At 54.7% G+C, this 25,294-nt stretch carries 24 protein-coding genes; 15 read left to right on the top strand and 9 right to left on the bottom strand.

From position 1 onward, the window contains the following. The first annotated feature begins 412 nt into the window (after positions 1 to 412). From Q4G72_RS17315 to Q4G72_RS17330, 4 genes are all read left to right on the top strand, one after another. Positions 413 to 700: a hypothetical protein gene (locus Q4G72_RS17315; protein WP_303312690.1), complete on the top strand. Its 288-nt coding sequence runs from the start codon at positions 413 to 415 to the stop codon at positions 698 to 700. Between the two features lie 461 nt (positions 701 to 1,161). Further along, positions 1,162 to 1,386, top strand: a complete 225-nt coding sequence (locus Q4G72_RS17320) for a hypothetical protein (RefSeq protein WP_303312691.1) — start codon at positions 1,162 to 1,164, stop codon at positions 1,384 to 1,386. Between the two features lie 97 nt (positions 1,387 to 1,483). Next, positions 1,484 to 1,951: a LexA family protein gene (locus Q4G72_RS17325; RefSeq protein WP_303312692.1), complete on the top strand. Its 468-nt coding sequence runs from the start codon at positions 1,484 to 1,486 to the stop codon at positions 1,949 to 1,951. A 10-nt stretch (positions 1,952 to 1,961) separates the two neighbouring features. Then, on the top strand, positions 1,962 to 3,260 hold the full coding sequence (locus tag Q4G72_RS17330) for a Y-family DNA polymerase (protein WP_303312693.1): 1,299 nt from the start codon (positions 1,962 to 1,964) through the stop codon (positions 3,258 to 3,260). A gap of 2,490 nt (positions 3,261 to 5,750) precedes the next feature. On the opposite strand, the gene Q4G72_RS17335 is transcribed toward Q4G72_RS17330, so the two are convergent. After that, on the bottom strand, positions 5,751 to 6,197 hold the full coding sequence (locus Q4G72_RS17335) for a hypothetical protein (protein ID WP_303312694.1): 447 nt from the start codon (positions 6,195 to 6,197) through the stop codon (positions 5,751 to 5,753). A 924-nt stretch (positions 6,198 to 7,121) separates the two neighbouring features. Here Q4G72_RS17335 and Q4G72_RS17340 point away from each other — a divergent pair. Then, on the top strand, positions 7,122 to 8,315 hold the full coding sequence (locus Q4G72_RS17340; protein ID WP_303312695.1) for a replication initiation protein: 1,194 nt from the start codon (positions 7,122 to 7,124) through the stop codon (positions 8,313 to 8,315). 136 nt (positions 8,316 to 8,451) lie between these two features. Here the strand turns inward: Q4G72_RS17340 and Q4G72_RS17345 are convergent, their stop codons facing one another. Continuing rightward, positions 8,452 to 8,772 carry a hypothetical protein gene (locus tag Q4G72_RS17345; protein ID WP_303312696.1) on the bottom strand — a complete coding sequence of 107 codons (321 nt, stop codon included), beginning with the start codon at positions 8,770 to 8,772 and terminating at the stop codon, positions 8,452 to 8,454. Between the two features lie 5 nt (positions 8,773 to 8,777). After that, positions 8,778 to 9,428, bottom strand: a complete 651-nt coding sequence (locus Q4G72_RS17350) for an AAA family ATPase (protein ID WP_303312697.1) — start codon at positions 9,426 to 9,428, stop codon at positions 8,778 to 8,780. A 743-nt stretch (positions 9,429 to 10,171) separates the two neighbouring features. On the opposite strand from Q4G72_RS17350, the gene Q4G72_RS17355 reads away from it, so the two are divergent. From Q4G72_RS17355 to Q4G72_RS17365, 3 genes are all read left to right on the top strand, one after another. Beyond that, positions 10,172 to 10,501 (top strand): hypothetical protein, encoded by a 330-nt coding sequence (locus Q4G72_RS17355; RefSeq protein ID WP_303312698.1) that lies wholly within the window; start codon positions 10,172 to 10,174, stop codon positions 10,499 to 10,501. 493 nt (positions 10,502 to 10,994) lie between these two features. After that, positions 10,995 to 11,840, top strand: a complete 846-nt coding sequence (locus Q4G72_RS17360) for a hypothetical protein (RefSeq protein WP_303312699.1) — start codon at positions 10,995 to 10,997, stop codon at positions 11,838 to 11,840. Positions 11,841 to 12,052: 212 nt separating this feature from the next. Then, on the top strand, positions 12,053 to 12,331 hold the full coding sequence (locus Q4G72_RS17365) for a hypothetical protein (RefSeq protein WP_303312700.1): 279 nt from the start codon (positions 12,053 to 12,055) through the stop codon (positions 12,329 to 12,331). Between the two features lie 118 nt (positions 12,332 to 12,449). Here Q4G72_RS17365 and Q4G72_RS17370 read toward each other — a convergent pair whose 3' ends face one another. Then, entirely contained in the window at positions 12,450 to 12,851 is a 402-nt protein-coding gene (locus Q4G72_RS17370) for a hypothetical protein (protein WP_303312701.1), read from the bottom strand. 98 nt (positions 12,852 to 12,949) lie between these two features. Continuing rightward, positions 12,950 to 13,663: a hypothetical protein gene (locus tag Q4G72_RS17375; RefSeq protein ID WP_303312702.1), complete on the bottom strand. Its 714-nt coding sequence runs from the start codon at positions 13,661 to 13,663 to the stop codon at positions 12,950 to 12,952. A gap of 323 nt (positions 13,664 to 13,986) precedes the next feature. Here Q4G72_RS17375 and Q4G72_RS17380 point away from each other — a divergent pair, with 323 nt between their 5' ends. From Q4G72_RS17380 to Q4G72_RS17410, 7 genes are all read left to right on the top strand, one after another. Beyond that, positions 13,987 to 14,580 (top strand): lipocalin-like domain-containing protein, encoded by a 594-nt coding sequence (locus Q4G72_RS17380; RefSeq protein WP_303312703.1) that lies wholly within the window; start codon positions 13,987 to 13,989, stop codon positions 14,578 to 14,580. 54 nt (positions 14,581 to 14,634) lie between these two features. Beyond that, the gene (locus Q4G72_RS17385) at positions 14,635 to 15,075 is read left to right on the top strand and encodes a hypothetical protein (protein ID WP_303312704.1); all 441 of its coding nucleotides are present in this window, start codon (positions 14,635 to 14,637) and stop codon (positions 15,073 to 15,075) included. Positions 15,076 to 15,124: 49 nt separating this feature from the next. After that, complete coding sequence (locus tag Q4G72_RS17390; protein WP_303312705.1) at positions 15,125 to 15,592, top strand: hypothetical protein; 468 nt, start codon at positions 15,125 to 15,127, stop codon at positions 15,590 to 15,592. A gap of 245 nt (positions 15,593 to 15,837) precedes the next feature. Further along, positions 15,838 to 17,430: a T9SS type A sorting domain-containing protein gene (locus Q4G72_RS17395; protein WP_303312706.1), complete on the top strand. Its 1,593-nt coding sequence runs from the start codon at positions 15,838 to 15,840 to the stop codon at positions 17,428 to 17,430. Positions 17,431 to 17,470: 40 nt separating this feature from the next. Then, positions 17,471 to 17,929 carry a lipocalin family protein gene (locus Q4G72_RS17400; RefSeq protein WP_303312707.1) on the top strand — a complete coding sequence of 153 codons (459 nt, stop codon included), beginning with the start codon at positions 17,471 to 17,473 and terminating at the stop codon, positions 17,927 to 17,929. Between the two features lie 234 nt (positions 17,930 to 18,163). Next, positions 18,164 to 18,847, top strand: a complete 684-nt coding sequence (locus tag Q4G72_RS17405) for a recombinase family protein (RefSeq protein WP_303312708.1) — start codon at positions 18,164 to 18,166, stop codon at positions 18,845 to 18,847. A 31-nt stretch (positions 18,848 to 18,878) separates the two neighbouring features. Further along, positions 18,879 to 19,469, top strand: coding sequence for a Fic/DOC family protein (locus Q4G72_RS17410; RefSeq protein ID WP_303312709.1), 591 nt, complete (start codon positions 18,879 to 18,881; stop codon positions 19,467 to 19,469). On the opposite strand, the gene Q4G72_RS17415 is transcribed toward Q4G72_RS17410, so the two are convergent. The 4 genes from Q4G72_RS17415 to Q4G72_RS17430 form a co-directional block, all read right to left on the bottom strand. Beyond that, the gene (locus Q4G72_RS17415) at positions 19,441 to 19,614 is read right to left on the bottom strand and encodes a hypothetical protein (RefSeq protein ID WP_303312710.1); all 174 of its coding nucleotides are present in this window, start codon (positions 19,612 to 19,614) and stop codon (positions 19,441 to 19,443) included. The genes Q4G72_RS17410 and Q4G72_RS17415 overlap by 29 nt on opposite strands. A gap of 232 nt (positions 19,615 to 19,846) precedes the next feature. After that, positions 19,847 to 20,824 carry a hypothetical protein gene (locus tag Q4G72_RS17420; protein ID WP_303312711.1) on the bottom strand — a complete coding sequence of 326 codons (978 nt, stop codon included), beginning with the start codon at positions 20,822 to 20,824 and terminating at the stop codon, positions 19,847 to 19,849. A gap of 256 nt (positions 20,825 to 21,080) precedes the next feature. Next, positions 21,081 to 21,878, bottom strand: a complete 798-nt coding sequence (locus Q4G72_RS17425; RefSeq protein ID WP_303312712.1) for a DUF2971 domain-containing protein — start codon at positions 21,876 to 21,878, stop codon at positions 21,081 to 21,083. Between the two features lie 65 nt (positions 21,879 to 21,943). Next, entirely contained in the window at positions 21,944 to 25,291 is a 3,348-nt protein-coding gene (locus Q4G72_RS17430) for a class I SAM-dependent DNA methyltransferase (protein ID WP_303312713.1), read from the bottom strand. Positions 25,292 to 25,294: the final 3 nt, after the last annotated feature.

The raw sequence follows: 25,294 nt of genomic DNA on the forward strand, positions 1-25,294 counted from the left end.
TGTACTTTCTGGCAAGAGTAGGCAAAAGATTAATAGCTTCCCTTCTCAGAAATTTCCCTTTACATAAGATTAGGTATCAGACACTCCTCGGAATCGTGGAAATTATAAGCCGGGTCAGATGTTAAAGTAAATTAGCACATTCCCTTCTTTCGAGGGGATGGTTGGTTCGCTCTTCGGGCTGTTTGTTTTGTTCCTTATGAAATGGCTGCTACTCATCGGTTTTCTGCTACTACCGGCCTTCAACTCTTCCAGTAAGACCATTGGATGGCCTAAGCGGATTGTCCTGCGCAGCATTCAAGTTGTAAAGGATGGAAAGCCTTTGCCGGATTCGACTTATCAATTCACTACCCAGACATACCGAACCCAGACCTATGAAAACAGCGAAAGGCCGTTGACTGCAGGAACTACCTTTGTGTCTGATGATACTTATTGGACTGTGCGCGTGGGCAAATGGGAGCACCGGCTCGAGGATGTAGCAGAGTACGTTCGTACTGCCCGCACCTATGATTTGCGCCTGGAGCTCCCTATCAAAGATCAGCTGTTCAACTGCCTGAATCTGAGCTACTATGACAAAAATGATGGCGAAGTAATGCGCGATATTGAATCCATATCTGGGGGGCATGGGGATGAAGTAGTGTATTATCAACCCACCTGCCCCAGGTTATTCTTTGTTCCTGTGAAGAGAAGCAACAAACGGTAAGGATTCGCGCTCAGCACCCCTACTACCTGCCTTGCTTCACTAGCTCTGATAATCGGTGTTTAACGGCTGGCGGGAAGGTCGCTCGCAGATATAAGGTCCGATAAGAAAGAGGTAGCGGTCCTACTGCAGCTTGTCACATTTTACAAACGGTGGTTGTCAAAGGTGACAAGACAGACAGCAGGTGGATATATCTTAGAGGGTAATCCTTGGGGGAGGCAATTCATGTCGAGCTCTGTTCCCAGTAGGTCCAGGCCCCTCTCTTTCTGGCGGGGCCGCGCTGTCTCCTCGGTCGGTGCCACCCCGGAGGCGAACAATCGATAACGCCCTATCGATAAACGGGTGAATCTGAGGGGAACGGGCAGCAAAAACCAGGAAATAGTTCGGCGCTATATAGTAGCATATTATGCTAATTATATTAGCTTTGTGCTTGTCGTCACTTCGCCCTCCTACGCCCTGCTGCTATGAAGAAGGAACCTTGCTATTGTGTGGCTTGCCAGGTGGTCCTGGCCCGGATGGATAACGGGATCATCGCGGGGACTATCCGGACCGATTATTCGCTTCAAACGGATTCCGAAGAACCCAACGAAGTCTTTGCCGACTTGTATGCGCGCTTCCGAAGTCCCCGGTTGCTGGGGCTGCAGATTCTGTCCATCCAGCCGGTCCCAGTCGACGTACCGGTCCACTAGGCTAGCTTATACGGGGAGGTGCGGCGGATTTTTTCCGCTTTTTATTACTAAATTTATTAGTAACGCGTATACTTGTGGACACCTACTTGTCTATCGGATGCGCAACGTCCAATTAATCCCCGTTTTTGACGCCCAGGTCCCCTTCCTGTTGCCCCTCTTCAGCTGCCGGGTGCCGGCGGGCTTCCCCTCCCCCGCCGCCGACTACGCCGAGGAGCTCTTTGATCTCAACCGCCTGCTCTTGCGCCACCCCGACGCCACCTACCTGGTGCGCGTGAGCGGGGACAGCATGCAGGGGGCCGAGATCCACGAGGGGGATTTGCTGGCCGTGGACAAGCAGCTGGAAGCGGATCACAACCACATCGTGGTGGCCGTGGTGGAAGGCGAGTGCACGGTCAAGCGCCTGGTGCTGGAGCAGGGCCAGTGGTGGCTGCGCCCGGAGAACCCAGCCTATGCCCCCTACCCTATTGCCGAGCCCGATGCCGTGCGCATCTGGGGCGTGGTCACCCACGTGCTGCACGAGCTGGTACCGGGCAAGCTGAGCGCGTTGCTGCGCACCCGCGATTAAGCCGAGGTAGATGTTTGGCTTAGTGGATTGCAACAACTTCTATGTCTCCTGCGAGCGGGTCTTTCAACCCCGGCTGGAAGGAAAGCCGGTGGTGGTGCTCAGCAACAACGATGGGTGTCTTATTTCCCGTAGTGCCGAGGCCAAAGCCCTGGGCTTGCAGATGGGGGATCCCTACTTCCAGGTCAAGCCCTTACTGCAGCAGCATGGGGTCAACGTGCTCTCCAGCAACTATGCCCTGTATGGGGATATGTCCCGGCGGGTGATGTGGTACCTAAGCCAAGTGGTGCCGGCCGTGGAAGTGTATTCCATCGACGAGGCCTTCCTGGATCTCTCCGGCCTGGAGCGCTACGTGACCCCGAGCCTGGCGGAGCTGGCCCGCACGCTCCGGGCCAATGTGAAGGCTCGTACCGGCATTCCCGTCTGTGTGGGCGTGGCCCCCACCAAAACGCTGGCTAAGCTGGCCAATCGCCTGGCCAAGAAACGGCCCGAGCTGCAGGGCGTCTGCTACCTGGACAGTGCAGCCAGGCGGCAGTGGGCCCTGGAGCAGGTGGCCGTGGAAGATGTCTGGGGCATCGGACGGCAGTATGCCCAGAAGCTCATGAGTCGCGGCATTCTGACCGCCGCGCAGCTGGCCGGCTGCAGCGATGGGTTTGCCCGGCAGCACTTAGGGGGCGTGGTGGGTCAGCGTTTGGTGCGGGAGCTACGCGGGGAGCCCTGCCAGGGGCTGCTGCCCAGTGAGGACGGCAGCCTGGCCCGGCGGAGCCTGTGCTGCTCGCGCACCTTTGGCCAGCCGCTGAGCGCCTTTCCCGATGTGCTGGGGGCCGTCTCGGCCTTTGCCAGCCGGGCGGCCGAGAAGCTGCGGCGGCAGGGCGATGCGGCGCACCTGCTGACGGTGTTTCTGAGCAAAAGCCGATTTGGCCTGGAATTGCCCCCGTATTCGGCTTCCACGGTGCTCACCCTACCCGTGGCTACCTGCGACACCGTCGAGCTCGTACGCTATGCTAAAACAGCCTTAAAACGGTTGTGGCAGCCGGGACAGCGCTACACCAAAGCCGGCATCGTGCTCGATGGCCTGGAGCCGGCCGGGCAAACGCAGCTGACCCTCTTTGAAGCCCCAGGGATGTCGGCCCAGCGTCAGCGCCTGCTCACCGAGCTCGATGCGCTGAACCGGCGCTTTGGGAAAGGCACCGTGCAGCTGGCGGCCACGACCCGGCTGCCGGGCCAGGTGAGGGCGCCCTGGGAAGGGCAAGCGCAGTGGCGGAGCCCGCAGTATACCACCCGCCTGGAAGAGCTGCTGCTGGTACGCTAAAACGCATCGGGCCACCCGGCACGGCTTGCCAGGGAGGCAGGGGTATTCCGTCCAGCCGCGATTCGCTCGCAAGCCATTACGATTCGCTCGCAAGCCATCCGATTCGCTCGTAAGCCATTCTATTCGCTCGCAAGCCCTTAGAAACCCTTAAAAGGAAGGCTCCCCCGGAGCCGCATCGGGGAAATGGACCCATTAGGCGAGCCGGAATGCCCCTATTAGGACGATTCGAAGCACACAATCCGCCCCCAAAGCCGGTATTTTCGTCCGTTTTCTGGATTTTTCTCTCGCTTCAGGAAGCGTCTGCGTACAGGCGGATCATTTCACCCAAAAATCCCGCAGGTACCCGTTCCGGTTGCCGGTGAAAAGACAGGGAATAACGGTCCTCTGCCGGGGCCGCCGGCAGAGGAGCCACGGGGAAGTAAAGAAATAGCCTTCGTCACGGCCCATCAGCTGCAAACGCCCTATTTCGCGGCTTCGAGCGTCGACGAGTACCCTATCCCCCACACCGGCATGCGATGGTGGTCACCCTGCTTTAGAACGCCGCTCGGGCACCCGCTGAAAAGGGCACCGCCTTGCCGGCCGAATCCCCGCCTTTTTTCCGTGGAAATACGGGGAAAAAGAGGCCGCCGAATGCTTCCCTTGCAGGAGAGCCTTACTAGATAGAGAGGAAATGGCATTTTAAGGCCAAATCGATTCGAGCTGACCCTTTCGCTTACTCCGTGCGGAAGTACTTGAAAGGACTTCCGGTACTTGTGGTACTTCCAAGTACTTAAGTACTTGTAAGTACTTCCCAGGAGTTCCGTACTTCCAGTACTTCCAAGGAGATACAGTACTTACAAGGGTTTCAAATCCTTGTAAGTACTGTATCTCCTTGGAAGTACTGAACAAAGCAGATATTGCATCCAGGAACAGAGCATCACCGGGTGAAAGCGCTCATCAGGCGGCTTGAAATAGAATAATTCTCTGCCCTATGCCGCCCAGATACCAGCTACTTTCCATCGCAAACGATCCTTTTTTCGGGGTTGCTATCGGGACTATGGTACGAACAGCGCGATTGGCCACAACTCCATGGGTGCCTGCATAGGGTTTTTATGTCAACACGCGGGCAGGATACATCGAATGATAAGGGGCTAGCGTGGTGGTACGGGGAAGGCATGAAAAGGCGCCCTGTTCGCAGCCCATTCGCTGCAAACGCCCTTTTTACCCGCCCGCACCTACGTTGCTGCCCGCGTGGCGCAGGACGCCCGCTGGTGTGGCCATCGGCCATTTTTCTGCTCCTCGTTGCCTAGCGGAAAATTTGCCGTTCCTCCTGGTACTGGCACGGCCTTTTTTGCCTGATATTACCGGAGAAATGACCCATGGATAGCCGCCTATTGGCATGCCCGTCTGCGGCTAGCGGTGAAAGTTGCATTTTACCGCTCATTTCGCTTCACCAGCCGCACCATGTAGACGAATCGGGCTCATCGCGCGCGCTATCGGCCCTTACTGCACCAGTATTTCCAAGGGTTTCCAGTATTTCCAAGGGTTTTCCAGTATTTCCAAGGGTTTCCAGTGTTTACAAGGGTTTCAAACCCTTGTAAACACTGGAAACCCTTGGAAATACTGGAAAACGAGCGGGTTCTTTCCCCTCGGGGCCCTCCTACAGGAGTGCCATCGTATGAAATCCGGTCGAAATAGGACCATTCGATGCTCAGCTCCCCGGAATCCTGCGTGCATTTGGGTTCTGATTCTTGCTTTTTCGGGGCGTCGGGAAGAGGTGGTGCGCGGCCGGTGCCGCCAGCATGCAAAAAGCCAGTGCACGGACGTGGATTGCCGGTGAAAATAGGGGCCTTCTACACAGTAGGAGTGCAGATATCTGGGCTGGCTGCTGCAAAGCCGCGAAACATATCCTCTCTCGCAGCCCATTAGCGGCAATCGCGGTTTTAGCCGGCACGCGGACAAGTCATTTCTCCGTGCGGCAAGCACGTGTTCCCGTGTCGCCACGCCTCCTGTGGTATGTCGCCATTACCGACGCGGAGCAGCGACCGCAAGTTGTGCTCGAAACACCGCATTTTTTCGCAAAAATCCCTGTCAAAACGGCTGCGAAGTGCCGGCAGGAAAGCGCCCAGTTATCGATTTTCCGAAAAATGGTATTTTTCCGGGCCTGCTTCATGTAGTAGAGCGGATAGGAATTACTTGTCGCTAGGGTAGCAGTGCTTATGCCTTGTTCACAAGTACTCGTTCCGTCATCTGTGCGGCGTTTACGGTAACGTACTTCAAGTACTACTTGAAGTACTCCAGCCGCGTGGTAAGCGCTCGCTCTGCCGCATACGCTCGACTAGACTCCCCCTTCAAAAGCAGGCCTCGTTTCCTCGTGGCGTGTAGCGCTACTCGTCTTCTCAGGCACTCGCTTGGCGAGGGGATATCCCCTCTTACCGGAAGTGATGCCCGTCCCCTCCCTCCTACCTATGTGTTGCCCTTGGGAGCACACCCTTCCAGCGGGCGAAGGGGTTAGCGCAACCCTTGCATTTTAAGAAATAAGCCCCCCGGATTTCTATCCGCTTTCACCTTCTCTGTTTTCAGCTTGTACATAAATTTGAACAGCTCGTCCACTAGTCGTGGTTCCGATAGAATTTGCTGGAGTAATTCCGGTTGAGTAATGCCTAAGGCATCTTCGCCCGTCACGTTACGGCGCACGCTGTGGGCACTCCCCGGCCCATGGGGCCTTACAAAAGCTAAGCACACCTCCCGGAAGGCTACCGAATCCAAGAGTACCGGGCCATCGACGCCCACTACTGAGGATATTACCTCGGCATGATGTACCATACCGATGAGTTCTGGGCCAGCGATGACTAGCGAATCTGGGTCATGCACAAAGTAGAGCACCGCTGGAAACTCCAGCCCGTGGCCGGGGTGGTGGACGGCGTGCGGACCTTGACGGGGCTCAGGGGTAACCACCTCTCTTCGCGTTAGCGGCCTGCTCGGTCTTGTTCAGGCAACGGTGCATGAATGACTGGTTGAAACAGTCCAGCGCGAGCGCTGCTTCCATTCCTCTACCGGGATCTCCAGCTTCCTGATGCGCCGAAAATCGGGACTGCCCGGCGGAGTCTTAGAACCGCTGAAATACCGGAGTAGCCACTGTCTGATAAGCTCATCTTTAGCGATATCTATCACACTGATAAACAGGTATATAAAGGTACAAAAGATATAGATTTTTATAGATTTTTATACTTTTATATACCTCTTTATTAGCCGAATTTACAAAGGCTTCCGTGGGGATAGTTACTGAGCGGCTAGCTATTTCACCGGACACCAATTTTGTAGTCGACCAGCGCCATATATGGCGCTGCTGGACACCAATTTTGTAGTCGACCAGCGCCATATATGGCGCTGCTGAAAACCAAGAACGTAGTCGATAGACACCAATTTCGTAGTCGATAGACACCAATTTTGTAGTCGATAGGATTGAGAAAAAGGCCATTTCCAGCGTTTCAACCGCGAAAACCTTTAATCAATTCCTATCAAGACCTGCTCCGCCCCCATTTACTACTGAGTGGCTTTGGTCCTCCTGTTCCGGTGCTGTTTGAGCCTTAAATTTCAAAACAACAAAAAAAACTTGCAGTTTAACCTGTTTATAAAGGTTTATAGTAGTTTACACTGCTCACAAAATTCTAATAACCAAATAGTTGTAAGTGTAACCGACTACAAAATTGGTGTCTATCGACTACAAAATTGGTGTTTATCGACTACGTTTTTGGTGTCTATTGACTACAAAATTGGTGCAAAAGCTAGTATCAATGACTACAGTTTTGGTGTCTATCGACTATAAATAATTTTATTTGTAGTCGATAGAAATGTTTTCCTGTATATTTAGTTTCACATATGGCTGCTAAACTTACGATGCCTTCTTCGACTACTCCGGTTACTCACCCCTTGGTCGTGCAGCATAATGCATTGGTCAATGCAAGATTTGATCTTAATACTACCGAAGCACGTCTATTCTTGGCGATGCTAGCCTGCATAAAACGAAACGACGATTCCTTTGGAAAATGCGAACTGAGCGTGCGTGACGTACTTGATCACGGCTCCAGCCAGAACTACGGCCACGTTCGCAAAGTATTAGAAAAGTTTGCTAGTCGCCTCATCACCATTGAAACGTTGGGTACTGGTGGTAAGCGTATGAAACATCGTACGTATTCTGCTATACCCTTACTAGCTCGCGCTGACTATGTGGAGGGCGAAGGACAAATTGTGCTGCGTTTTAACGACGAACTTCACGATTATCTGCTTGAATTACACGACAACTTCACAAAGGCTCAGATTACTGAGTTAATGAAGCTTAAAAGTGCTACCTCTTACCGGATATATTGGCTATTGCGTGAATATGCTGCCTTTGGGAAACGTACCATACCTCTTGATGAGTTAAAGGCAATTTTGGGGCTTTCTGAAGGTTATGACAGGTTCAACAACTTTCGTGCACGCGTGCTGGAACGTGCTAAAGAGGAACTGGCTGAAACAGACTTGCCTTTCACCTATTCTACCATTAGTAAAGGTCGGCTTGTAACTCACATTGAATTTGTTTTTAAACCAGTCAATTCCGCTACGTCACTACCTACACGGGCCGAGTTATCAACAGGAACAATTAGTGAATGGGAAGCAGCAGTGTTAGCAGCTGGTGTATCGCCTGGTAGTCTATCCCAAATTCAGGACCGTTTGAGTTCTGGGGAATATGACGAGGGATACGTGAGCTTTGTGCTCGCTACAGTGCAAGCCCAAGTGAAAGCCGGAAAAGTTAAGAATGAGGGCGGAGCCGTGTTCAAGGCGCTTACAGAAGGATATATGCTGCAAGCATATCGTAAGGCCAAGCAGGTTGCTGCTACTTCTAAAGTTAAGATTAGCCCAGCTCTAGCATCTAAGCGCAAAAAATTGTTAAGCGAGCTTGAAGATGCGTATGGCAGCTTACAGTTTGCGAAAACGGCTGTTATATATACCGATGAATCCCGACCCGGTGTGCTAGCGCTCATCCAAGATGGAATAACAAAGCTTGAAAGCCAATTGAGGGAACTAGGAGCTTAACACGTTTTTAGTGAAAACAGGAATATTGTAGAGCGTAAACACCCTGGCTCCATTATTTAAGTATAACTTCACCCTAAAATAGGTGTTTTTTTATACCCTATTTTGGGTGCTAAATCACACCTATTTTAGGGTGAAGTTATACACCCAATTTATACTTTTTTTGTTCTCTTTCCAGCTTTTCGTAAATGGCTTCTAAAAGCCAGTCTTGGGTAGATATGCCAAGTTTTGGACTGGTCGGCTTGCGAGGGCGTTTTGCCCGAACCTCATCAATACTAGTCAGAGTTTCAGCAGGAACTTTGATGTTAAAGTTCTTTAGTTGAGTAGTTGTTGGTGGGGTCACTCCTACCGACGAACTACCTCGATTAATGATAGCTTCTATTTTCTTCTCATCAACCTTAGTTGTAGCCTGAGAGGGTGATATAGCAGCGTTCTTCCTGGGTGGTGGGGAAACAGCCATTAATTCTATTTGGTTAGGTGAGTTACATGCCGGAAGAGGGCTTCTAATTCAGTTATCGCTTTTTCATCGTGGGGCGTAGTCTCAAAAACCGATAATCCTTTGCTGGCAGCGGTAGCAAATACCTTGCGGCTGACTAATGGAAAATCTACATAATTCAGCTCTGGATTCTCGCGTAGCACCTCAGTCGCTTCGCTATTGTCAACTCCTCTTGTGTCGGCCTTATTGAGAAAGGAGTAAATCTGTAGCGGATTGGCTCTACCAGGTTGTACTTCACCCAACAAGGCTAGAACCTTGGATAAAGTCCAAATTTCGTAGCTCCTTGGTGCGAAAGGCAACAGATAAATGTCAGCCACGAATAGTGCTGCACGCTGGCTCGCCGTATCACGTCCACCAGTATCAATAACAATGTGTTCATACTTTGGTCGCAGTTGCTCTATTTGCCGGCGCACTGCTCCACCAGTAAGCTGAACTAAAGTATATCCTAACTGGCCTTGGCGTGTCTCATCACGCCACGAAGTGAAGTCAGAAGCTGACTCTTGTTCATCGGCATCAACCAGTAATACATCGGAGCCTTGCCGGGATAGCCATACAGCTAAATTTGTGGATATGGTAGTTTTACCTGTGCCTCCTTTGATGCCTCCGACAGTGAATATCATGAATTTAATCCGATTTATAAGGTGTGGTTTTAGGTGCAAAAATGCAACTTAATTTTAGTGCTGAAGCACAAGGGGATTAAGGTGTATAACGACACCTGTAATCTAGTGGATTGGTTAAAAATAGGGATTTCAGACGAACTAACAATAGACCTTGATTGGCCTGTTAGGATCTGATCAGCAGTCAGGTCATGAACTATCAGCGATATCTCCTTTGTCGAGCACTTTACATCTGTAGTACGGTCGACAATAATGCTGTTAAAAGCATCTCTCATCAATAGTCTAAGGCTTACTACTTCTGATGTAAGTTTCGTTTTTAATGGCAAGGAATAAGGGAATTATAGTATTCTTACTATCTGCCTAATAAGTAGTTAATATGTAAATACTAACCTAAAAGAAGGTGAAATTTTAGGTGTGAAATTTCACCTTCTTTTAGGTTAGTATTTACACCTGTATTTGTATTTTGATCTAGTTTTCCACACCAAAGGTACTGTCTCGTCCGGCTACAGATATACATTACCCGGTTGATGTATATCTGTAGCAGAGCAAGCCCCGCGCAGGGGGCAAGAATGACCCTTATGCAATTTCTGTTCGCCAAGAGGCCATGCGCCTGGTCGAATCGAGCTTGTCGCAACAGGCCGTCTGGCTGCAGTTCGGCGTGGGCCGACGCAAGCAGGGGAGAAGAGCGGTTGGATTTCCCGCCGTAAAGGAGAACTTGGCGCCGGCTTTCCTGCTTCCCTCTTGCCATGGCCCCTCTTCCTTTTCTGCTGCACCTGGTCCTTGTCCACGGGGTGCTCAATGCCGGCTTTGTCCTGGGCTTGACGATGCTCCACCGCCTGCGGGGCAATCCGAAGACGTTGGGCCGGGTTCTGGCCTGGTCGCTGCTGCTGGCCGTGCTGGGCCACGTGCTCGTGCTGCTGCAGGCCCGGTATAGCGCGCCGACCAGTGTTTCCTGGGCCCTGGTTTTGTACACGGGCTCCTTTCCCCAGCGGATGGCCACCCTGCAAGCCATCAGCCTGCTCTCCGTGGCCACGCCGTATGTGCTGGGCAAGTACCACCAGAGCGAGCCGGAGTAGCAGGTCAGCAGTAGAGCATCGCCAAGCCTGTCCTATCCGAAGCTAGAAGCCTTGAAAGAAAGTCTATGTTGCTCCCGTAGCATTCATTACAAGGCTTGATACCGTTGACATATCTGTCCTTATCTGGGGAGGCAATAGGGCACTAGCGGGAGGTACTTGTCACAACTCTTCAACGACCGTTTGTAAAATGTGACAAGGACGACATTAGGACCGTTGACTTAGGTTGAATCCTCATCACTGGAGCAGGAGGCGCAGCGCCAAGTAACCCAGCAACGCGTGCGCCAGACCGGGCAGCAACATAGCCGTGAAAGTAGGATAGGCATGTAAAGGCCGATTATATAACTTGCTTTAGCCATCATTTCCCTGAACAACTAGGAAGGAAGACGTACTTTGTCGCATGAATTCCTCGCGTTTATGCATGCTCCTAGGGGCATTTTTGGCTTCTTTTAATGCTTGGAGCCAGCCGAGTCTAGTCCAGAGTCGAATTGCCGCTTTGGCCACCGATACGCAGGTGCTGGCCTTGGTCCGACCATTCGGGTGGGAATTTGAAGACCTTGTGCTCGGGGACTCCGCTCGCTCCGTATTCCAACCCTACGCCCGCACGGCCTTCCGGTGGCAGGGAAAGACGTGGTACCGGGCTGATTTGGACGGCAACGGTTGGCCGGATTTGTTAGTGGTGGGCCGGTGCCGGGACATTCCCTTTATCTTTTGTGTGCTGGACTCGGGCAACAACCGGCTGCACGTCGTGCGTAATTTTTACAGTGCCCTCGACGAGCACCAGCCGATGGCCCGGGTAGTGCAGAAACACGGGAAACCACTGCTTCACTACACGTCTTTCGCCCGCCGTCGGGGAGCATCGGGCGAGTTGAGGGGCCGCCGAACCTTGCTGCTCACGTATAAAGGCGGCGGATTTATTCCCTACGAGCGCCGTCCAACGGCTCACCGCATTCAGCGCATCACCTACACTTCCCGCCTGAATTACAAGGGGCAGCATGACATCCAGGTGACCATTGATTCGACGGGCCTAGCACGATACTCCTACCGTAGGGCCGCCACGGGCGACACCACCGCGTCCACAAAGTACCGGCAGCAGCAGCTACGCCCGGACCAACAGGCGGAAGTGGCCGAGCTGCTGAATTACGTGCGGTTTGCATCCTGTTTGCCCCGATACGGCACGGGCAATGAAAACCATCGGCCTCGTGTAACCTTGTCGGTGACATATGAGGGAGGGGTGAAGACGATTCGTGATTTGACTGGAGGTGGAACGCTTGGTTTGGCGCAGGTCTACGATTGGCTAGAAGCACTTGCGGCACCCCTAACGGGAGCTAAAGAGCATTAAGCTTCTAGCAACAGATAGTCTCAACTCAAACGCATTTCCTGTCAAAGTACCACAAATCCAGGGAAGGGGCAGATGAGGCCAAAACCACCACATTTCCCAGATGGGTCTGATACCTAACCTTACGTTAAGGGAGGAAAGTAAGAGAGCCAATTCGCATTCCCACTCAAGTTTAGATGCTATAGTCCTACTTTGCAGCCTATACCTGAGCCCAGATGCAACACTTCCCAGACGCACTTGATACTGCTGTTTTTACGACCACGCATGTGGTGCGCCACCATTCCGCGATTCTCTACGTCTACCACTTTGAGGATGGGTATTGGCAATTTTCCGGCTCGGAAGAAAACCTTTCCGATCAAGACTACCTCCTCTTAGGATTAGGTGAAATCATCGCGTTAGATCCATCAGTAACTCAGATAGCCCACTTGCCCCTTGGCGCGATGGCGTATAGAGAAAGTAAGCAAGCAGAATGGGTTATCACGCAAGATGCCTAGGCAAGTCGTATAAGTAAATCTTATGTTTCTCAGCAGCTGACCATAATGGCACTTACTAAGCACAAACGCCTCCACCCAGTTCATCACGGCTAACCTTGCCCTGACTGGGAGAAATGACTTAGCGGGCACTAAAATCTACGCTTCCCAGAAGCTTACACGAGAGCAGGACAAGGAAAAAGCAGAGACCAATGACGAGCACGCCGCCAACGGTCTTCTGAAGGGGGGCTTCTTTAGCCCATCTTCGCTGGAGTATGAGATAGCGGTTGGCATAGCGTCGATACATCCAATACACGATGAGCAGGTAAAGAGGCATGGCTACCAGAATCAACATAGCCGGATGGACGGTCAAAAGGTGCTTTCTATGGAGATAGGAGAGCAGGTAAGAAATCGGCACCATCAGGATCAGCACCCACAGAAAGCTAAGGAGAATGCCGGCGCGGGAGCCCCCTTCCTCTCCCTTATCCAGCCAGGTCGCCAATCGGTAAAAAAAATAATCGAGGATGCGCCTACCGGTTGCCATTCGCTTGAAGGGATGCTTAGAAAGAACGGAGTGAAGCCGTGAGGTAGCAATGGAGGGGATCTGGCGGTAGCGTCCCCTTTAGCTCGCTGACCAGAGCGCTATTTTTTCAGCAGGGCCACTTCATTCATTTGCACCACGAGCGTGTCCCCGGCTAGCAGTTGGCTCCGAATGGCGGAATTGAACAAATTCCACTGGCCGCTGCGGCCGAACATACAGCGCCCCGCGGAGAAGTCCGACTTCACCAGGTAGTTGAACACGGGCAGGAACAGCTGCCCGTCCCGGATGCCGATGGCATACGCTTGCTTGAGCCAGCAGAATTGGGCATACCCCGTCGTGCTGGAAATCGGAAAACAACGCCTGCTGGGTGGTGCCTGTTCCATCTGGTCCATGAGCACAGCACAGCGCGTCGGAGTAGCCAGGGGGACTCTTTGAGTGATGGAGTCCAAGCGCGTTAAGGCAAAGGAGTCGTGGGTTTGACCGCTGACCTGCGCTTGGGCAAAATAGGTTTTGTAGAAGGTCTTCGAAACCAGGGTGACCGGCCCTTTCTCGGGAATGGTGAGCAGCAGCAGGCTATCACCAATCGATAGATTGGTACGCGGGAAACCTGCTGGCTGGTACTCGCGGCGAATAAAGTCGTCGATCAGGGCGTCGTTGCGCACCTCCCCCTGCTGGGTATACATGCGGATAGGCTGGGCCACGATTTCGTTCGCACTATAGTAGCTACCGGGTAAGGCGAGCAAGGGTGGGGCAGGGTCTTTCTGGCAGTTACTCAGGCCGAAAAGAGCCGTGAGCAGGAGGAGATAGTACTTCACGTAAAGGAGAGCGGCCCGCACCCGGGCGATAGAAAATAGAAAGCGTAGAAACCGGGTGCAAGCTAGCCATTTAGCCAGCATGTTGACTCCCGTCCTTTCCTGATTTAGGCGCTTGATGTAGGCGCTTGGGCATAGCATCTGATAAAGCGGACGTATGAGGCCTTTTTAGATGCGGGTAGAAGCGAGCTTATTACACCAAAGCAGCAGCGCTATTCTACGACCAATAAGTCCCGCCTTATCCATACTCCTGAGAAGGTAAGCCAAGGGACTTTTTCTTAACGCTTTTCAGTAGGACTTTTTTGCGTCCGATAGGAGAGAACCCAGTGACTTGCCGTACCTTTCCCTTTCTATTGGTGGGTGCTATCCTCTATGTCGTTATCCTGCTGTCGGTTGATTTTCTAAGGCCCCATCCTGCCCCGTTTCGGCTCCGGCGGGAGGCCCTGCTTTTACCTCCTGTTTTTAGTATGCTCGCTTTTATTCGTCTCGGCCTGCTGGCCGCCGTTAGTGCCTTCTCCTTAACCTCCTGCCAAAAGGAGTCAGAACCCACCCCCTCTCGTCAGGAGCAACTCGTTGCCTACCACTGGCAGACGACGAACTATTATGTGAAGAATGCGGGCCAATCCAGTAATGTCGAGCTCTTCGCTAGCTGGAAAGAGTGTCAGAAAGACGATGCCCAGAAATTCGCGGTGGAGGGTACCTATGTCCATAAAACGGGTCCCACCACCTGTGACACGGAGCAGGATGTGACGGGCACCTGGCACTTGTCCGAGCAGGACACAAAGCTCACGTTGCAGGAAGCCGGTTGGAAAGACAACCAGGTGTGGACCATTGTCTCCATGAGTGACCGCGAAATCAATCTCGAGCGCCCCACCGTCATCGAGGGAGGCTTCTATGTGCTGCAGTTACGTGCTATCTAAGTGCCGCTAAGGCCAACGGTCATTCCCTTTCTCCTTCTCAATTTCCCGACTTCTATGACTCCTTTTCTCCGCTGGAGCCTGCTGGCGACCGTGTCTATTTTATCTCTTTCCGCCTGCAAGAAAGAAGAGCCCACTCGGGCTGAATTACTCATGGGCCCCAAGTGGCTCACCACGGCTTTCTATACGGAGCGGAAAGGGCAAGACAACTACGACCTACTCGGCGTGGGCACCTGCTACAGTGATGATTTCAAGGTCTACACAACGGGCAAGTACACCCGGGATGAAGGCGCCATTAAATGTGATCCATCCTACCCCCAGGTCACGGCTGGTACCTGGCAGCTGACGGAGAACGAGACCAAGTTCACCATCCGGGAAGTAGGGTGGGCGGAGAGCGAAACCTGGACGCTGGTGGAGATTACTTCCTCGACCATGACGATTGAGAAACCCTCGGCAAACCCGGATGCCAAGTTCGTCCGCAAGTTCAAAGCCATCTAAGCTTGTCGCCGTCCTTCTTCCTCCTCTTACTTCCCATTTCCATTTGACGATGCTTTCCTTCCTACGCCTGAGCCTGCTGGCCACCGTTGGCTGCTTATCCCTGACCGCCTGTAAAAAAGAAGAAGAGGAGGGGCTCTCTCGTAAAGAGTTGCTGCAGCGCGCCCACTGGCAGGTGCGCGAACTCTATGTGCAAACCAACGGGCAGAAGGGCCACGACTTCTACGCCAACTACCAGCCCTGCAAGCGGGATAATGACTGGGTCTTTCAGGCCGCCGGTACCTACCTGCACCAAGAAGGCCCCACCCGCTGTGCCGAGAATGATCCGGACTACTATGGAGGCCAATGGCAGCTGACGGAGAACCTCTCCCAGAATACGGCCCAGCTGCGGATCAAGAGTGACCGGGAGGTCGAGACGGCCGTGTGGGACATTATTAGCCTGGATAAAACCACCCTCTCGCTGGAGATGCCCACCGCCCAGGCGGGTTCTAAGTATGTCTGGATCCTGCAGGCCTTGTAAGGTTTCCCGTAGCACATGCATCGGTCCTTGTACAAAAAGGGGAGATTAGGATAAAACTTAGCCCCTTGCGTATCTTCCGAGTCCTTACCCCCTTTTTATTCTAGATGCGATTATTCTACCGTGTATCCAGTAGCTATAGGTGGCTCTTGCTTGGCTGGCTAGCCGCGTTGCCCCTTTATTTCGCCCACGCCCAGACAGCCCCTGCGTGGCAGCAGGTGCTCGCCACCACGCAAACAACGGGAGGTGTGTTACTCAGTTCGACCGCCACGGATGCGGCGGGGAACGTGTTCCTGGCAGGTACTTTTTGGGGTCAAGTTTCCATTGGTACGACGCCCTTAGAGGGGCGGAATGGCGGGGTATTTGTGACCAAAGTCAACCCGACTACGGGCCAGTTTGTGTGGGTGCTGCAGGCCGGTAACGCACAAGGGGAAATACGATCGGTTTCCCTCGCCCTTGGTGGCCACAACGTCTACCTGGCCGGGTCGTTTTCCGGTAAGCAAGTCTCCTTTGGGAGCGTCGTGCTGCAAAACCAAAGTTGGACGGAGGAGTCGTCCGACCTGTATGTGGCCAGGATTACGGATTCCGGCAACTCGGCCCATTTTGAGTGGGCCCTGCAGGCCGGGGGAGGAGGCCATGACTTGGCCAGTGCCATAGCAGTCCAGGGAAGCACCCTGTTTGTGGGGGGATCCTTCCACTATACCGTTCCCTTTGGCGCTTTTACCCTGACCAGTGCCGGTAGTTCCGACCTATTCGTCGCCAAACTGGAGGATACCGGCCGCAGTGGGCAGTTTGTGTGGGTGCAGCAAGCCGGTAGTACCAACTTTGAAGGCGTGCGCGCCCTGGCCGTACAGGAGCAGGCTATCTATCTGACAGGAGCCTATGGCAGGGAGCAGTTACCCTTCGGCGCCACCTCCCTGTCCGGTTACCTCTTTGAGAATACTTACTTAGCCAAGTTGACCGATCAGGGCCCCCAAGCAGCCTTTACGTGGGCAACGCTCCTTCCCGGGTACTCCTCTGCCCTGGCCATCCAAGGCACCAACCTCTACGTGGGGGGTAAGTTCAACGAAAATGGCTTCTTTGGCGCTACGTATCTCACCTCTGCGGGCGGGTATGATGCGTTCGTACAGAAATGGAAAGCGGAAGGAACCCAGCTCCGCGCGGTTTGGGCGCAAGCAGCCGGAGGCCCCGGTGATGATCAGGTCAGCGCCCTTGCCCTGAACGATACGAGTGTGTTTCTGGCCGGAAGCTTCGGCATGCACCAGCAGCTAGACGCTGGTGTTACGGCCCAGTTTGGCCAGACTACTCTTACCAGTGAGCGGTATTCAGACTTGTATGTGGCCAAGGTCCGGGATGAAGGGGAGGACAGCCACTTTTCGTGGGTACAGCAAGCTGGGGGACCGTCCATGGACGCCGTCAGTTCCCTCGCGGTTTATGGCGGACAGGTGTATGTGGGGGGATCGGTGCAAAACTCGGCGCATTTTGGCCCATACACCATTTCCAGTCCCATCAACACCTTCCCCGGTTTTTTAGCTTCCCTGCCGCAGGTGGTAACGCCTACTCCACCCATTCCGGCCCGTGGGGCGGGGGTGAGCTTGCAGGTATATCCAAACCCGGCTCGCTCCTCTCTACACCTGCAGCTTCCGCCGGGCGCCCCCACCACCGGTTTGCAGCTGTCCCTGCGGGACGCGACCGGCCGGGTAGTGCTCACGCAGTCTCTGCCGAAGGCTGTGGACGCCAGGATTCCGGTAAACCTGGGGGTGCAGCGCGCCGGCTTGTATCTCTTGCTGCTGGAAGGGCCGCAAGGCTATCACACCAGCCAGCACCTGCAAGTATATTAACCATTTTCTCCTCTGCCCACACGCTCTATTTCTGTTTAGTATGCGCTTTTTTTTACCTCTCCTGAGCCTGACGGCCCTTGGTGTTCTTTCACTGACTTCCTGCCATAAAGACGAAGCCAAGCCCCAAACGGCGGCCCAGAAGCTCACGGCCCATCCCTGGCGGTGGTCCGGGTATTACGATCAGGAAACCGATGGGCACCTCGTGGACCAATGGATGAACATCAACCCCTGTGCCAAGGACGACATTTACACCTACGGCACCGATGGCTCGTTCCAGCGGGCGGCGGGGGAGCAGAACTGCGAACCCGAGTACGACGCGATTCGGAAGGGAACCTGGACGCTCTCTCAGCAGGATACCATCCTGACCCAGACCGAAACCTACCCGAGCTATAAGACCACGTTTCGTGTGGCCGAGCTGACGGAAACCCGCCTGACCCTGCGCATTCCCAAGCCCCAGACCAATCACGAATACTGGGTGTACGTGTACGCGCCCCTGTAAGCACGCGAGGTTCCTCCACATCGCTTCTACTGCTCATATGTGCCGCCCCGATAGGGCAGCACATATGAGCAGTAGAAGCGTTTTTTAATACGGGCTACCCGTGGCAGGACACCGTTAGGGAAATCGAAGAGGAGTAACCGGCGCAATTCTGCGCTTTATAACGTTTATTAAACGGACGTTTAATAAATGTTATAAGCCCTTATCTTGCACCAAATTCCTCCTCTTCGGTGCTTTATGTTGCCTGCTCCACTCGCCGCTCCCCGCTACGTGCCCTACTACCGGGTCTCCACCCAAAAGCAAGGCCAGTCCGGTCTGGGCCTGGAAGCGCAGCGCGCGGCCGTGCATGCCTTTGCCCCGCTGCCGGGGCAGCTGCTGCCGGAATTCGTGGAAGTGGAGAGTGGCAAGCGCAACCAGCGGCCTCAACTAGCCGCCGCCATCGAAGCGGCCCGGCGGCTGGGGGCCACCCTGCTCATCGCCAAGCTCGACCGCCTCTCCCGCAATGCCGGCTTTATCTTCGCTTTGCGCGATAGCGGGGTCAGCTTCGTGTGCTGCGACATGCCCGATGCCAATACCTTAACGGTCGGCTTGTTTGCCGTCATCGCCCAGCACGAGCGGGAAACCATCTCCAAGCGCACGAAGGAAGCGCTGGCGGCCAAGAAGGCCCGGGGCGCCACGTTGGGCACGCCGGCCAATCTGACGATGGAGGCGATTGTGAAAAGCCGGCAGGTGCGGCAGGACAATGCGCGCGAGCACCAGGCCAACCGGCAGGCTGCGCGCCTAGCGGGGTTGCTGGCCGGGCAGGGGCACACGCTGCAGCAGATTGCCCGGGAGTTGAACGAGGCGGGCTACCGTACCCGTCGGGGCCAGGCCTTTTTTCCCATGTCCGTGCAGCGCTTACTCCAGCGCGTGGCGGCATAGGCAGCCGACTGGAGTCTTTATCTTTACTACCATGGGAGACTATACCGACGCGCCCGAGGATAACCTTCTCGGCCTGACCAGCAAGCAGGAGTTGAATGAGCAGGAAGCCCTGGGCGTGGCTACCGTCGAGCGTTATCTACTCGAGGAGCTGGACTATCCGGTAGACTTATCCGTGGCCTTGCTGCAGGATTTGCATCGGCGGGCGTTTGCCCATCTCTACGACTGGGCCGGGCAGTGGCGTCAGCACGTGCCCAACGTAGGGGCTTACCTGCCGCCACCCGCCCAGCGGGTGCCCCAGCTGCTGTATGAGTTGATCGATGAGCTGCGCCACCGGCAAGGCCTATTACCGACTGAGCCCACCCGCGAGCAGGTCGCCGGCTTACTAGCTTATGCCCACCACCGCCTGGTCGCCATTCATCCCTTCACGAATGGGAATGGGCGCACCGCCCGCTTGTTTACCAACCTGCTGGCGTATCATTACGGGTATCAGGAGGTGGTGCTCTACCAACGCGAGGCAGGAGAAGGGCGCACGCAGTACCTGCAGGCCATTCGGCAAGCGGATCGCTATGAGTTAGGTCCCTTACAGGAATTGATTAGCGCCCAGCTGCGGCCGCTGGCTTAGGGCCCGTCTGCTCGTAGAGCGCCTGTAGCCGTTCCAGGGAAACCGTCTGGTCCTCCAGGGCCATGGAGGCATACACCGAGCGGACCACCATCGCCTTGACGACGGCCGGGTTCTGTAGCTGGGGATAACGTTCGCGGAGTTTCATAATATAAAGATATGGGTTGTTCTTCAGCTACTGCCGGGCGTGGGAGAAAGTTCCTTCGGCAGGATGCTTCATAAGGCAGATGATACCACTGGATTACACCATAGGAGAAGCCCACTCCATTCGAAAAATGTTTCTCTTTTGTTCCGTGGTCGCCGCTGCTAATTGTGCCCACACAAAGTCCTTCGCTTAAGGCTTTATTTATTTATTTATGCAAGTTCGAAACAGCTGGCTTCTACTCTTCCTCAACTCGTGCCGGCCTAGCTACTGGAACGATTGCGTCGCTATGGAGGGCAAAAAAGGCGTAGAACATTTCCATAGTTTGCCGCCGAAAGATTTTCAGGTACGATAAGAAAAGTATGCCGCCAATTACCATATACGTCCCCAAAATAAACTGATTGGCCGGCGACAACATGTAAGTAATGCCGAAATGTCCATACACTAAGCGGGAGGCAAAACGAAAAGCCACGTACAACCAGAACGCGGTGGCGGTGTTACGCGAGAAGCCATATAAAGACACAAAATGCTGGTTTCGCTGATAAGAGGTTGGAAGATGTCGAATGATATCAGCATAGCAGAGCCAGTAGTAACTTCTTAACTCTACTTGGCATCCAAACCGCGCATCGATTTTTTGCTTGAATGCAGTAGTAAACTCAGTATCCAGCGGGTGGCAATATCGTGGGAAGAAAAACCGCCAAAAGCTTTGCCAGGCATGCTTTACCCAGCTCACCAAGCTTACGAACAAGCGCTTAGGGAACATCCACCACCTGGTTTCTTGCCGCAGCAGACGCCACGTTTCTATTCGCAGCGGCGTATCCCGCTTTTCTACCAATTCATAAAATAGGTTGCTATCCGGATATTGCAGACTGGACGACAAAAAAAGCTTTTCAATAACCGTACTTGATACTGCTGAGATGATGTGTCCTATCAGATAGGCTAGCACGATTAGCAGTACAAATGGCACAAATTTGAAGTCGGTGGGTGTTTGCTGCCAAGACAAAAACTTCATGATATAGGGCAGTTTATAACGAACGGCTTCCCCCTCGATACCCGTGAAAGAAAGCTTATGACTCAGGTAGTAGGTAAGCGCCCGCCCCATGTCGTACTCGAACACTAGCAAGGTCAGGAAAAATAATCCTGGCAATAGGTAGCCGAGAACATCGTAAACGGTAAAAGGAATCGATGTCGCTTTCATTTCGGGAAGTGCACTCATATATAATAGTAGAAGTAAGGATAAAGAAAAGTGTGTGGCATTAGCTTCCTAAATGGGCCGGTGGCTTAGCGCTCATGCTACTTGGCCATTCACTCAGGCACTATAAGCTTGCGCATCTGCATCTACCCTCACTAACGCCAGCTCCGCCAGCAACTCCAGCAATGGCTGCACCTGCCCGGTCCGCAACTTGCCCGCAAAAAAGCTCGCCACGCTTGCCGCCATACAGGCGTTTAATCCAGCTTCGGCAAAAAACAGGTTAAAAGAGCGCTGGCTTCGCAAGTGTCGACTTTTCAAAGCTCAGGTTATAACCTAGACCGGTCGCAATTTTTTCGGCCTTCATTCTTACAGCTTCGTCACTTGTAGGCGGCAAGATGACTTTGTCTATTAAAATACTAAGGTCTATTTCGATAAACATTCCCCGCTCGAATTCCTGAGTAGTCCAGTAATCCTTGTTCAAACGCGCATCGTTCACTTCATGGATGAGCCGCAATTCCCTTTCGTGCACAAATTCATTGCGCTTATGCACCAATGGCATGAACAAGTTATAATTCCGGTGGTCATAATCTCGTGGATGGTGAAAACAGTCTTTGTCGTAGTCAATGTATCGCACTTTGCTAATATCAACTTCTGTAGCATTGCCCGCTAACGCATCCATTAAGCGCTTAACCGTAGTCTGAATAGCCACCCCTTCGTTCGTTTTTAGATATAGACGCCACATAGCATCTGACTCGTTTGAGTTGATGTGCCAACAATTCACGACGTGCCTACGCCTGAATTCCAAATGCTCATGCGTTAGCCCCGCAATACTTTCAGCTATTTGTTCATCCGTAGTAGTGTGGCCATAAAATGCCGACATTGCCCGGTGAACTTTCGGGCGGTGTTCAAATTCTACACGCGGAAGCGAGCCTTCAAATGGGTCTGCGAATTTATCCGCTCGGCAGAAAAACAATGCTTTTCGCTCAAGCATGGAATGAAACCTGTCAAGCTCCATGTAGCGCCACAACACCGCATTTGGGTCTGGTGCAATTCCGACTTCGGGGTGAATAATTGGCATAGTTTCAAGCAAAGAGTTGATTGCGTGTACTTTTTGATTTTACTGATGCATTCTTAATAAATAGCTTATCCAGCTAGATAAGCACCTTCTGCATCCACACGCACCAGCGCCAGCTCCGCCAGCGACTCCAGCAGCGGCTGCACCTGCCCGGCTCGCACCTTGCTTGCAAAGAAGCCCGCCACGCCCGCCGCTGTCAGCGCCCCGCCCGAGCTTCCTTCCACCACCTCGCGCACGGCCCGCATTTGCTGCGCCAAGCCCGCCGGCCACTCGCGCCGGGCTACCGCTACCTCACTGCTCACCGCTTCCGTCGCCAGCTCCTCGCGCATCGACAGCTGCTCACTGCCCGCACCCGCCGGCGCTTGGTACGCCGGCCGCAGGTAGCGCACCGTCCCCGTCGCTTCTTCTGCCGCCCGCTGCTGATTCAATTGCACCAGCCGCGTCAGTAATTCCGCGTCCGTCAGGTCGGGCGACCAGCCATAGGCCGCCGCCACGGCCGCGTCGAGTTGTTTGTGTAGTTCCAGCACCACCGCGGCCAGCCCGTTTTCGTGGGTCACTTGTTCCTTGGCCGTCAGCGGCTGCCCCTCGCGCAGCTTCTCCACCACGTTGTAGAGGTCGGTGAGGGTGAGCATGGGGTGTTGCACTTGCTGGCGCTTACGGTGGGCGTCGAGCTGTTCGGCCAGCTTCCGGATTTTAGCCTGTTGGGCTTCGGCGGCTGCAGGGAAGGGGAATGGTTCGAAGCATCTGGTCTTGTTGTACACTGAGTCGTTACCAACACCTAATCTTCCACCAGCAGCCATGGCCCAAGTCACATGTATTCTGCTTGATAAAATGCCAAGAAAGTAGGCATCATCTGTGGCGACAGAAACAACTTTATTATCTGGCAAGACGCCTCCATCGATAAATTGAAAGATGCGGTGCCTAGCTGTTTCAGGCGTTGAGATGAAGCGCGGAAGCCCCTTTATCATCTTTCGCAAGCGGGGGTTTGTTTCGCCAAACAACCACCAATTATCCCGACGCGTTGCTCGGTTATTCGTGTCCCGCTCCGGCTTAACAGTTTCAAGTACTCTTTGATAAACGGCGGGATAACGGTCTAGAACTTCATCTTTAGTAAGTCCGAACAAGTCAATTACCATCACACCTCGAGGTCTACCCATTAAGTCCTTTCCATTGCAATAAGGCCTGATATGCTGTTCTAAATTGGGCAAGGTATTCAACCCTAGCTGAGCGGCCTCCTCAGGCGTTACAATGAATCCAGCACCGATGAGCAAAACCCCTAAGCCGCTCATCTCACTGTTGGCTTGTAGCGCCTTGACACCCGATACATCAGCTCCAACGGTTAAATCAGAGTTAATGACACCCACCAGTTCTGCCATTTCCACTTCCTGGGCATCGTCGTCTGCTACAGTTTCCCGGGTCACTCGAAATAAGATTCCGGGCGCCGTGCCGCGTTCAGCTACCGTGAAAGCCACCCTGACCGCCGCGCCGTCTGCGGCATCGACCCACGGATGGTCCGGTATGGCAAAGCAGAGGGCCACCGGCCGGGCCGCGTCCCCCAAAAAGCCCTGCACCACCCGCCGGTTGAAGGTTTGGGTGATGGAATTCGTTGTGATGAAGCCAAACCGTTCCACCTGCCCCAAGGCCAGCAGCTCGGCCGCCTTGTACCACCAGTACACCACCAAGTCCGCCGATTCCGGCACCTTGCCCGCATAGGTTTTCCGTAGGGCATTTACGTACGGCTCACCCAGGGCACGGCGCATGGCTTTGTCGCCCACAAACGGCGGGTTGCCCACAATAAAATCCGCCACCGGCCACTCCGTCGCCCTGTAGTTGCCCTCCGCATCGGTGGCCAGCACGGCGTCACGGTTTTCCACGTTGCGGTACTCGTCCAGCAGCGGCTCGCGCAGCTCACTGGCGCCGTTGGTGCGCAGGTGCCATTGCAGATACCCGATTTTCAGTACCACGTCAGCAATGGCCGCCGCCCGCGGGTTCAGCTCCAGGCCCAGCAGCTGGCGCGGGCTCACCGTCGTGCCCCCAGCCAGGTCCAGCAGGCCCGTTTGCCCGTAGCTGTTGATGGCCGTCAGCACTTCGCCTTCCAGCCGCTTGAGGTGCTCCAGCGTCACGTACAGAAAATTGCCCGAGCCGCACGCCGGGTCCAGCACCCGCACCGACGTCAGCCGCCGCAGAAACGTCACCAGTTCGGCCCGCGCCTCCTTGGGCTTGTTTTCCTCTAGGCGCCGGGCGCTGGCTGCCTGCGCCGCCGCCCACTCCCGGCGCAACGGCGCCACCACGGCCGGCACCACCAGCCGCTCCACGTAGCGGCGCGGCGTGTAGTGCGCCCCTAGGCTGTGCCGCTCCTTGGGGTCCAGCGCCCGCTCCAGCAGCGTCCCGAAGATGGCCGGCTCCACCTCCGCCCAGTCCGCCTTCGCCGCCTCACGCAGCAACGTCAGCTGGTCGGCATTCAGCAGCAGCGCCGACGCGTCATGAAACAGCTGTCCGTTAAAGCGCCGCAGCTTGGCGCGCAGGTCCGGCGCAAAGCCGCCCTTGTCCATCGTATGCCACAGGCTTTGCAGCGCATCGGGCAGCAGCGCCCGCAAGTCCTCCGTGGCCGCATACGCCGCCAGCAGCCCCGTAAACGAGTCCTTCGGAATCAGCGCCACGTCCTCGGCAAACATCGTGAACAGGCAGCGCATCAGAAACTGCGCCACCACGTTCGACGAATGCCCCGCCCGCTCCAGCTGCGCCGATAGCGCCGCCAGCTGTCCGGCCAACTGCCGCGTCACCTGCGCCGCCCGCCGGCTCGGGTCCAGCGCCTGCGGGTCCGTAAACACCTGCGTCAGCCGCGCCCGAACCTTCTCATCGGCCAGGTCCGGCATTCGGAGCCGGTAGGTCTGCGAGTCCGGGAAGGGCACGTAGTTGTCGCCCACCCCTGCGAAGTTGCTGTACAGGTCAATGCAGTAGCCCACGTCCACCACCACCACAAACGGCGGCCGGGGCTCACCGCCCGGCAGCGCCCGCACGTAGCCCAGCGCCTGCTGGCGCGCTGCTTCCATCATCTGGCCCCACTTGGCCGTGCCCCTCACCGCGTGGCCCTTGCGCCGCTTGTCCGCAGCCAGCCCCAGCTCGGCCTTGGCCGCTTTGGCCTGCTGGTCGGGCGTGTCGGTGCCCTGCTTGGTTTCCAGCACAAAGCACCCGCGCTTGTACAAATCTATCCGCCCGGTGCTTGCCTTGCCGCCACTGTTGCCAAACGTCACCGCCCGTTCCAGCACGTAAGCATCCTGCGCGGGGTCGTCGGTGGTCGCATCGGGCCGGGCCACGCCCAGCAAGTCGCATAAGTCAGTCAGAAACAGGCCATAGTTGGCCCGCTCCGCGCCGCCTGATTTCAGCCAGCGCGTTTCAAAGTCGGTGTAGTGCACGAT

It is taken from the genome of Hymenobacter sp. BT730 (genome assembly GCF_030542105.1).
Classification (GTDB): Bacteria; Bacteroidota; Bacteroidia; order Cytophagales; family Hymenobacteraceae; genus Hymenobacter.

Coding starts and splice junctions, on each gene's coding strand:
- Q4G72_RS17425 (WP_303312712.1), bottom strand. CDS start 21,878: ATGCCAATTATTCACCCCGAAGTCGGAATTGCACCAGACCCAAATGCG.
- Q4G72_RS17325 (WP_303312692.1), top strand. CDS start 1,484: ATGCGCAACGTCCAATTAATCCCCGTTTTTGACGCCCAGGTCCCCTTC.
- Q4G72_RS17400 (WP_303312707.1), top strand. CDS start 17,471: ATGCGCTTTTTTTTACCTCTCCTGAGCCTGACGGCCCTTGGTGTTCTT.
- Q4G72_RS17405 (WP_303312708.1), top strand. CDS start 18,164: ATGTTGCCTGCTCCACTCGCCGCTCCCCGCTACGTGCCCTACTACCGG.
- Q4G72_RS17385 (WP_303312704.1), top strand. CDS start 14,635: ATGACTCCTTTTCTCCGCTGGAGCCTGCTGGCGACCGTGTCTATTTTA.
- Q4G72_RS17340 (WP_303312695.1), top strand. CDS start 7,122: ATGGCTGCTAAACTTACGATGCCTTCTTCGACTACTCCGGTTACTCAC.
- Q4G72_RS17390 (WP_303312705.1), top strand. CDS start 15,125: ATGCTTTCCTTCCTACGCCTGAGCCTGCTGGCCACCGTTGGCTGCTTA.
- Q4G72_RS17320 (WP_303312691.1), top strand. CDS start 1,162: ATGAAGAAGGAACCTTGCTATTGTGTGGCTTGCCAGGTGGTCCTGGCC.
- Q4G72_RS17365 (WP_303312700.1), top strand. CDS start 12,053: ATGCAACACTTCCCAGACGCACTTGATACTGCTGTTTTTACGACCACG.
- Q4G72_RS17350 (WP_303312697.1), bottom strand. CDS start 9,428: ATGATATTCACTGTCGGAGGCATCAAAGGAGGCACAGGTAAAACTACC.
- Q4G72_RS17370 (WP_303312701.1), bottom strand. CDS start 12,851: ATGGCAACCGGTAGGCGCATCCTCGATTATTTTTTTTACCGATTGGCG.
- Q4G72_RS17345 (WP_303312696.1), bottom strand. CDS start 8,772: ATGGCTGTTTCCCCACCACCCAGGAAGAACGCTGCTATATCACCCTCT.
- Q4G72_RS17355 (WP_303312698.1), top strand. CDS start 10,172: ATGGCCCCTCTTCCTTTTCTGCTGCACCTGGTCCTTGTCCACGGGGTG.
- Q4G72_RS17410 (WP_303312709.1), top strand. CDS start 18,879: ATGGGAGACTATACCGACGCGCCCGAGGATAACCTTCTCGGCCTGACC.
- Q4G72_RS17415 (WP_303312710.1), bottom strand. CDS start 19,614: ATGAAACTCCGCGAACGTTATCCCCAGCTACAGAACCCGGCCGTCGTC.
- Q4G72_RS17420 (WP_303312711.1), bottom strand. CDS start 20,824: ATGAGTGCACTTCCCGAAATGAAAGCGACATCGATTCCTTTTACCGTT.
- Q4G72_RS17330 (WP_303312693.1), top strand. CDS start 1,962: ATGTTTGGCTTAGTGGATTGCAACAACTTCTATGTCTCCTGCGAGCGG.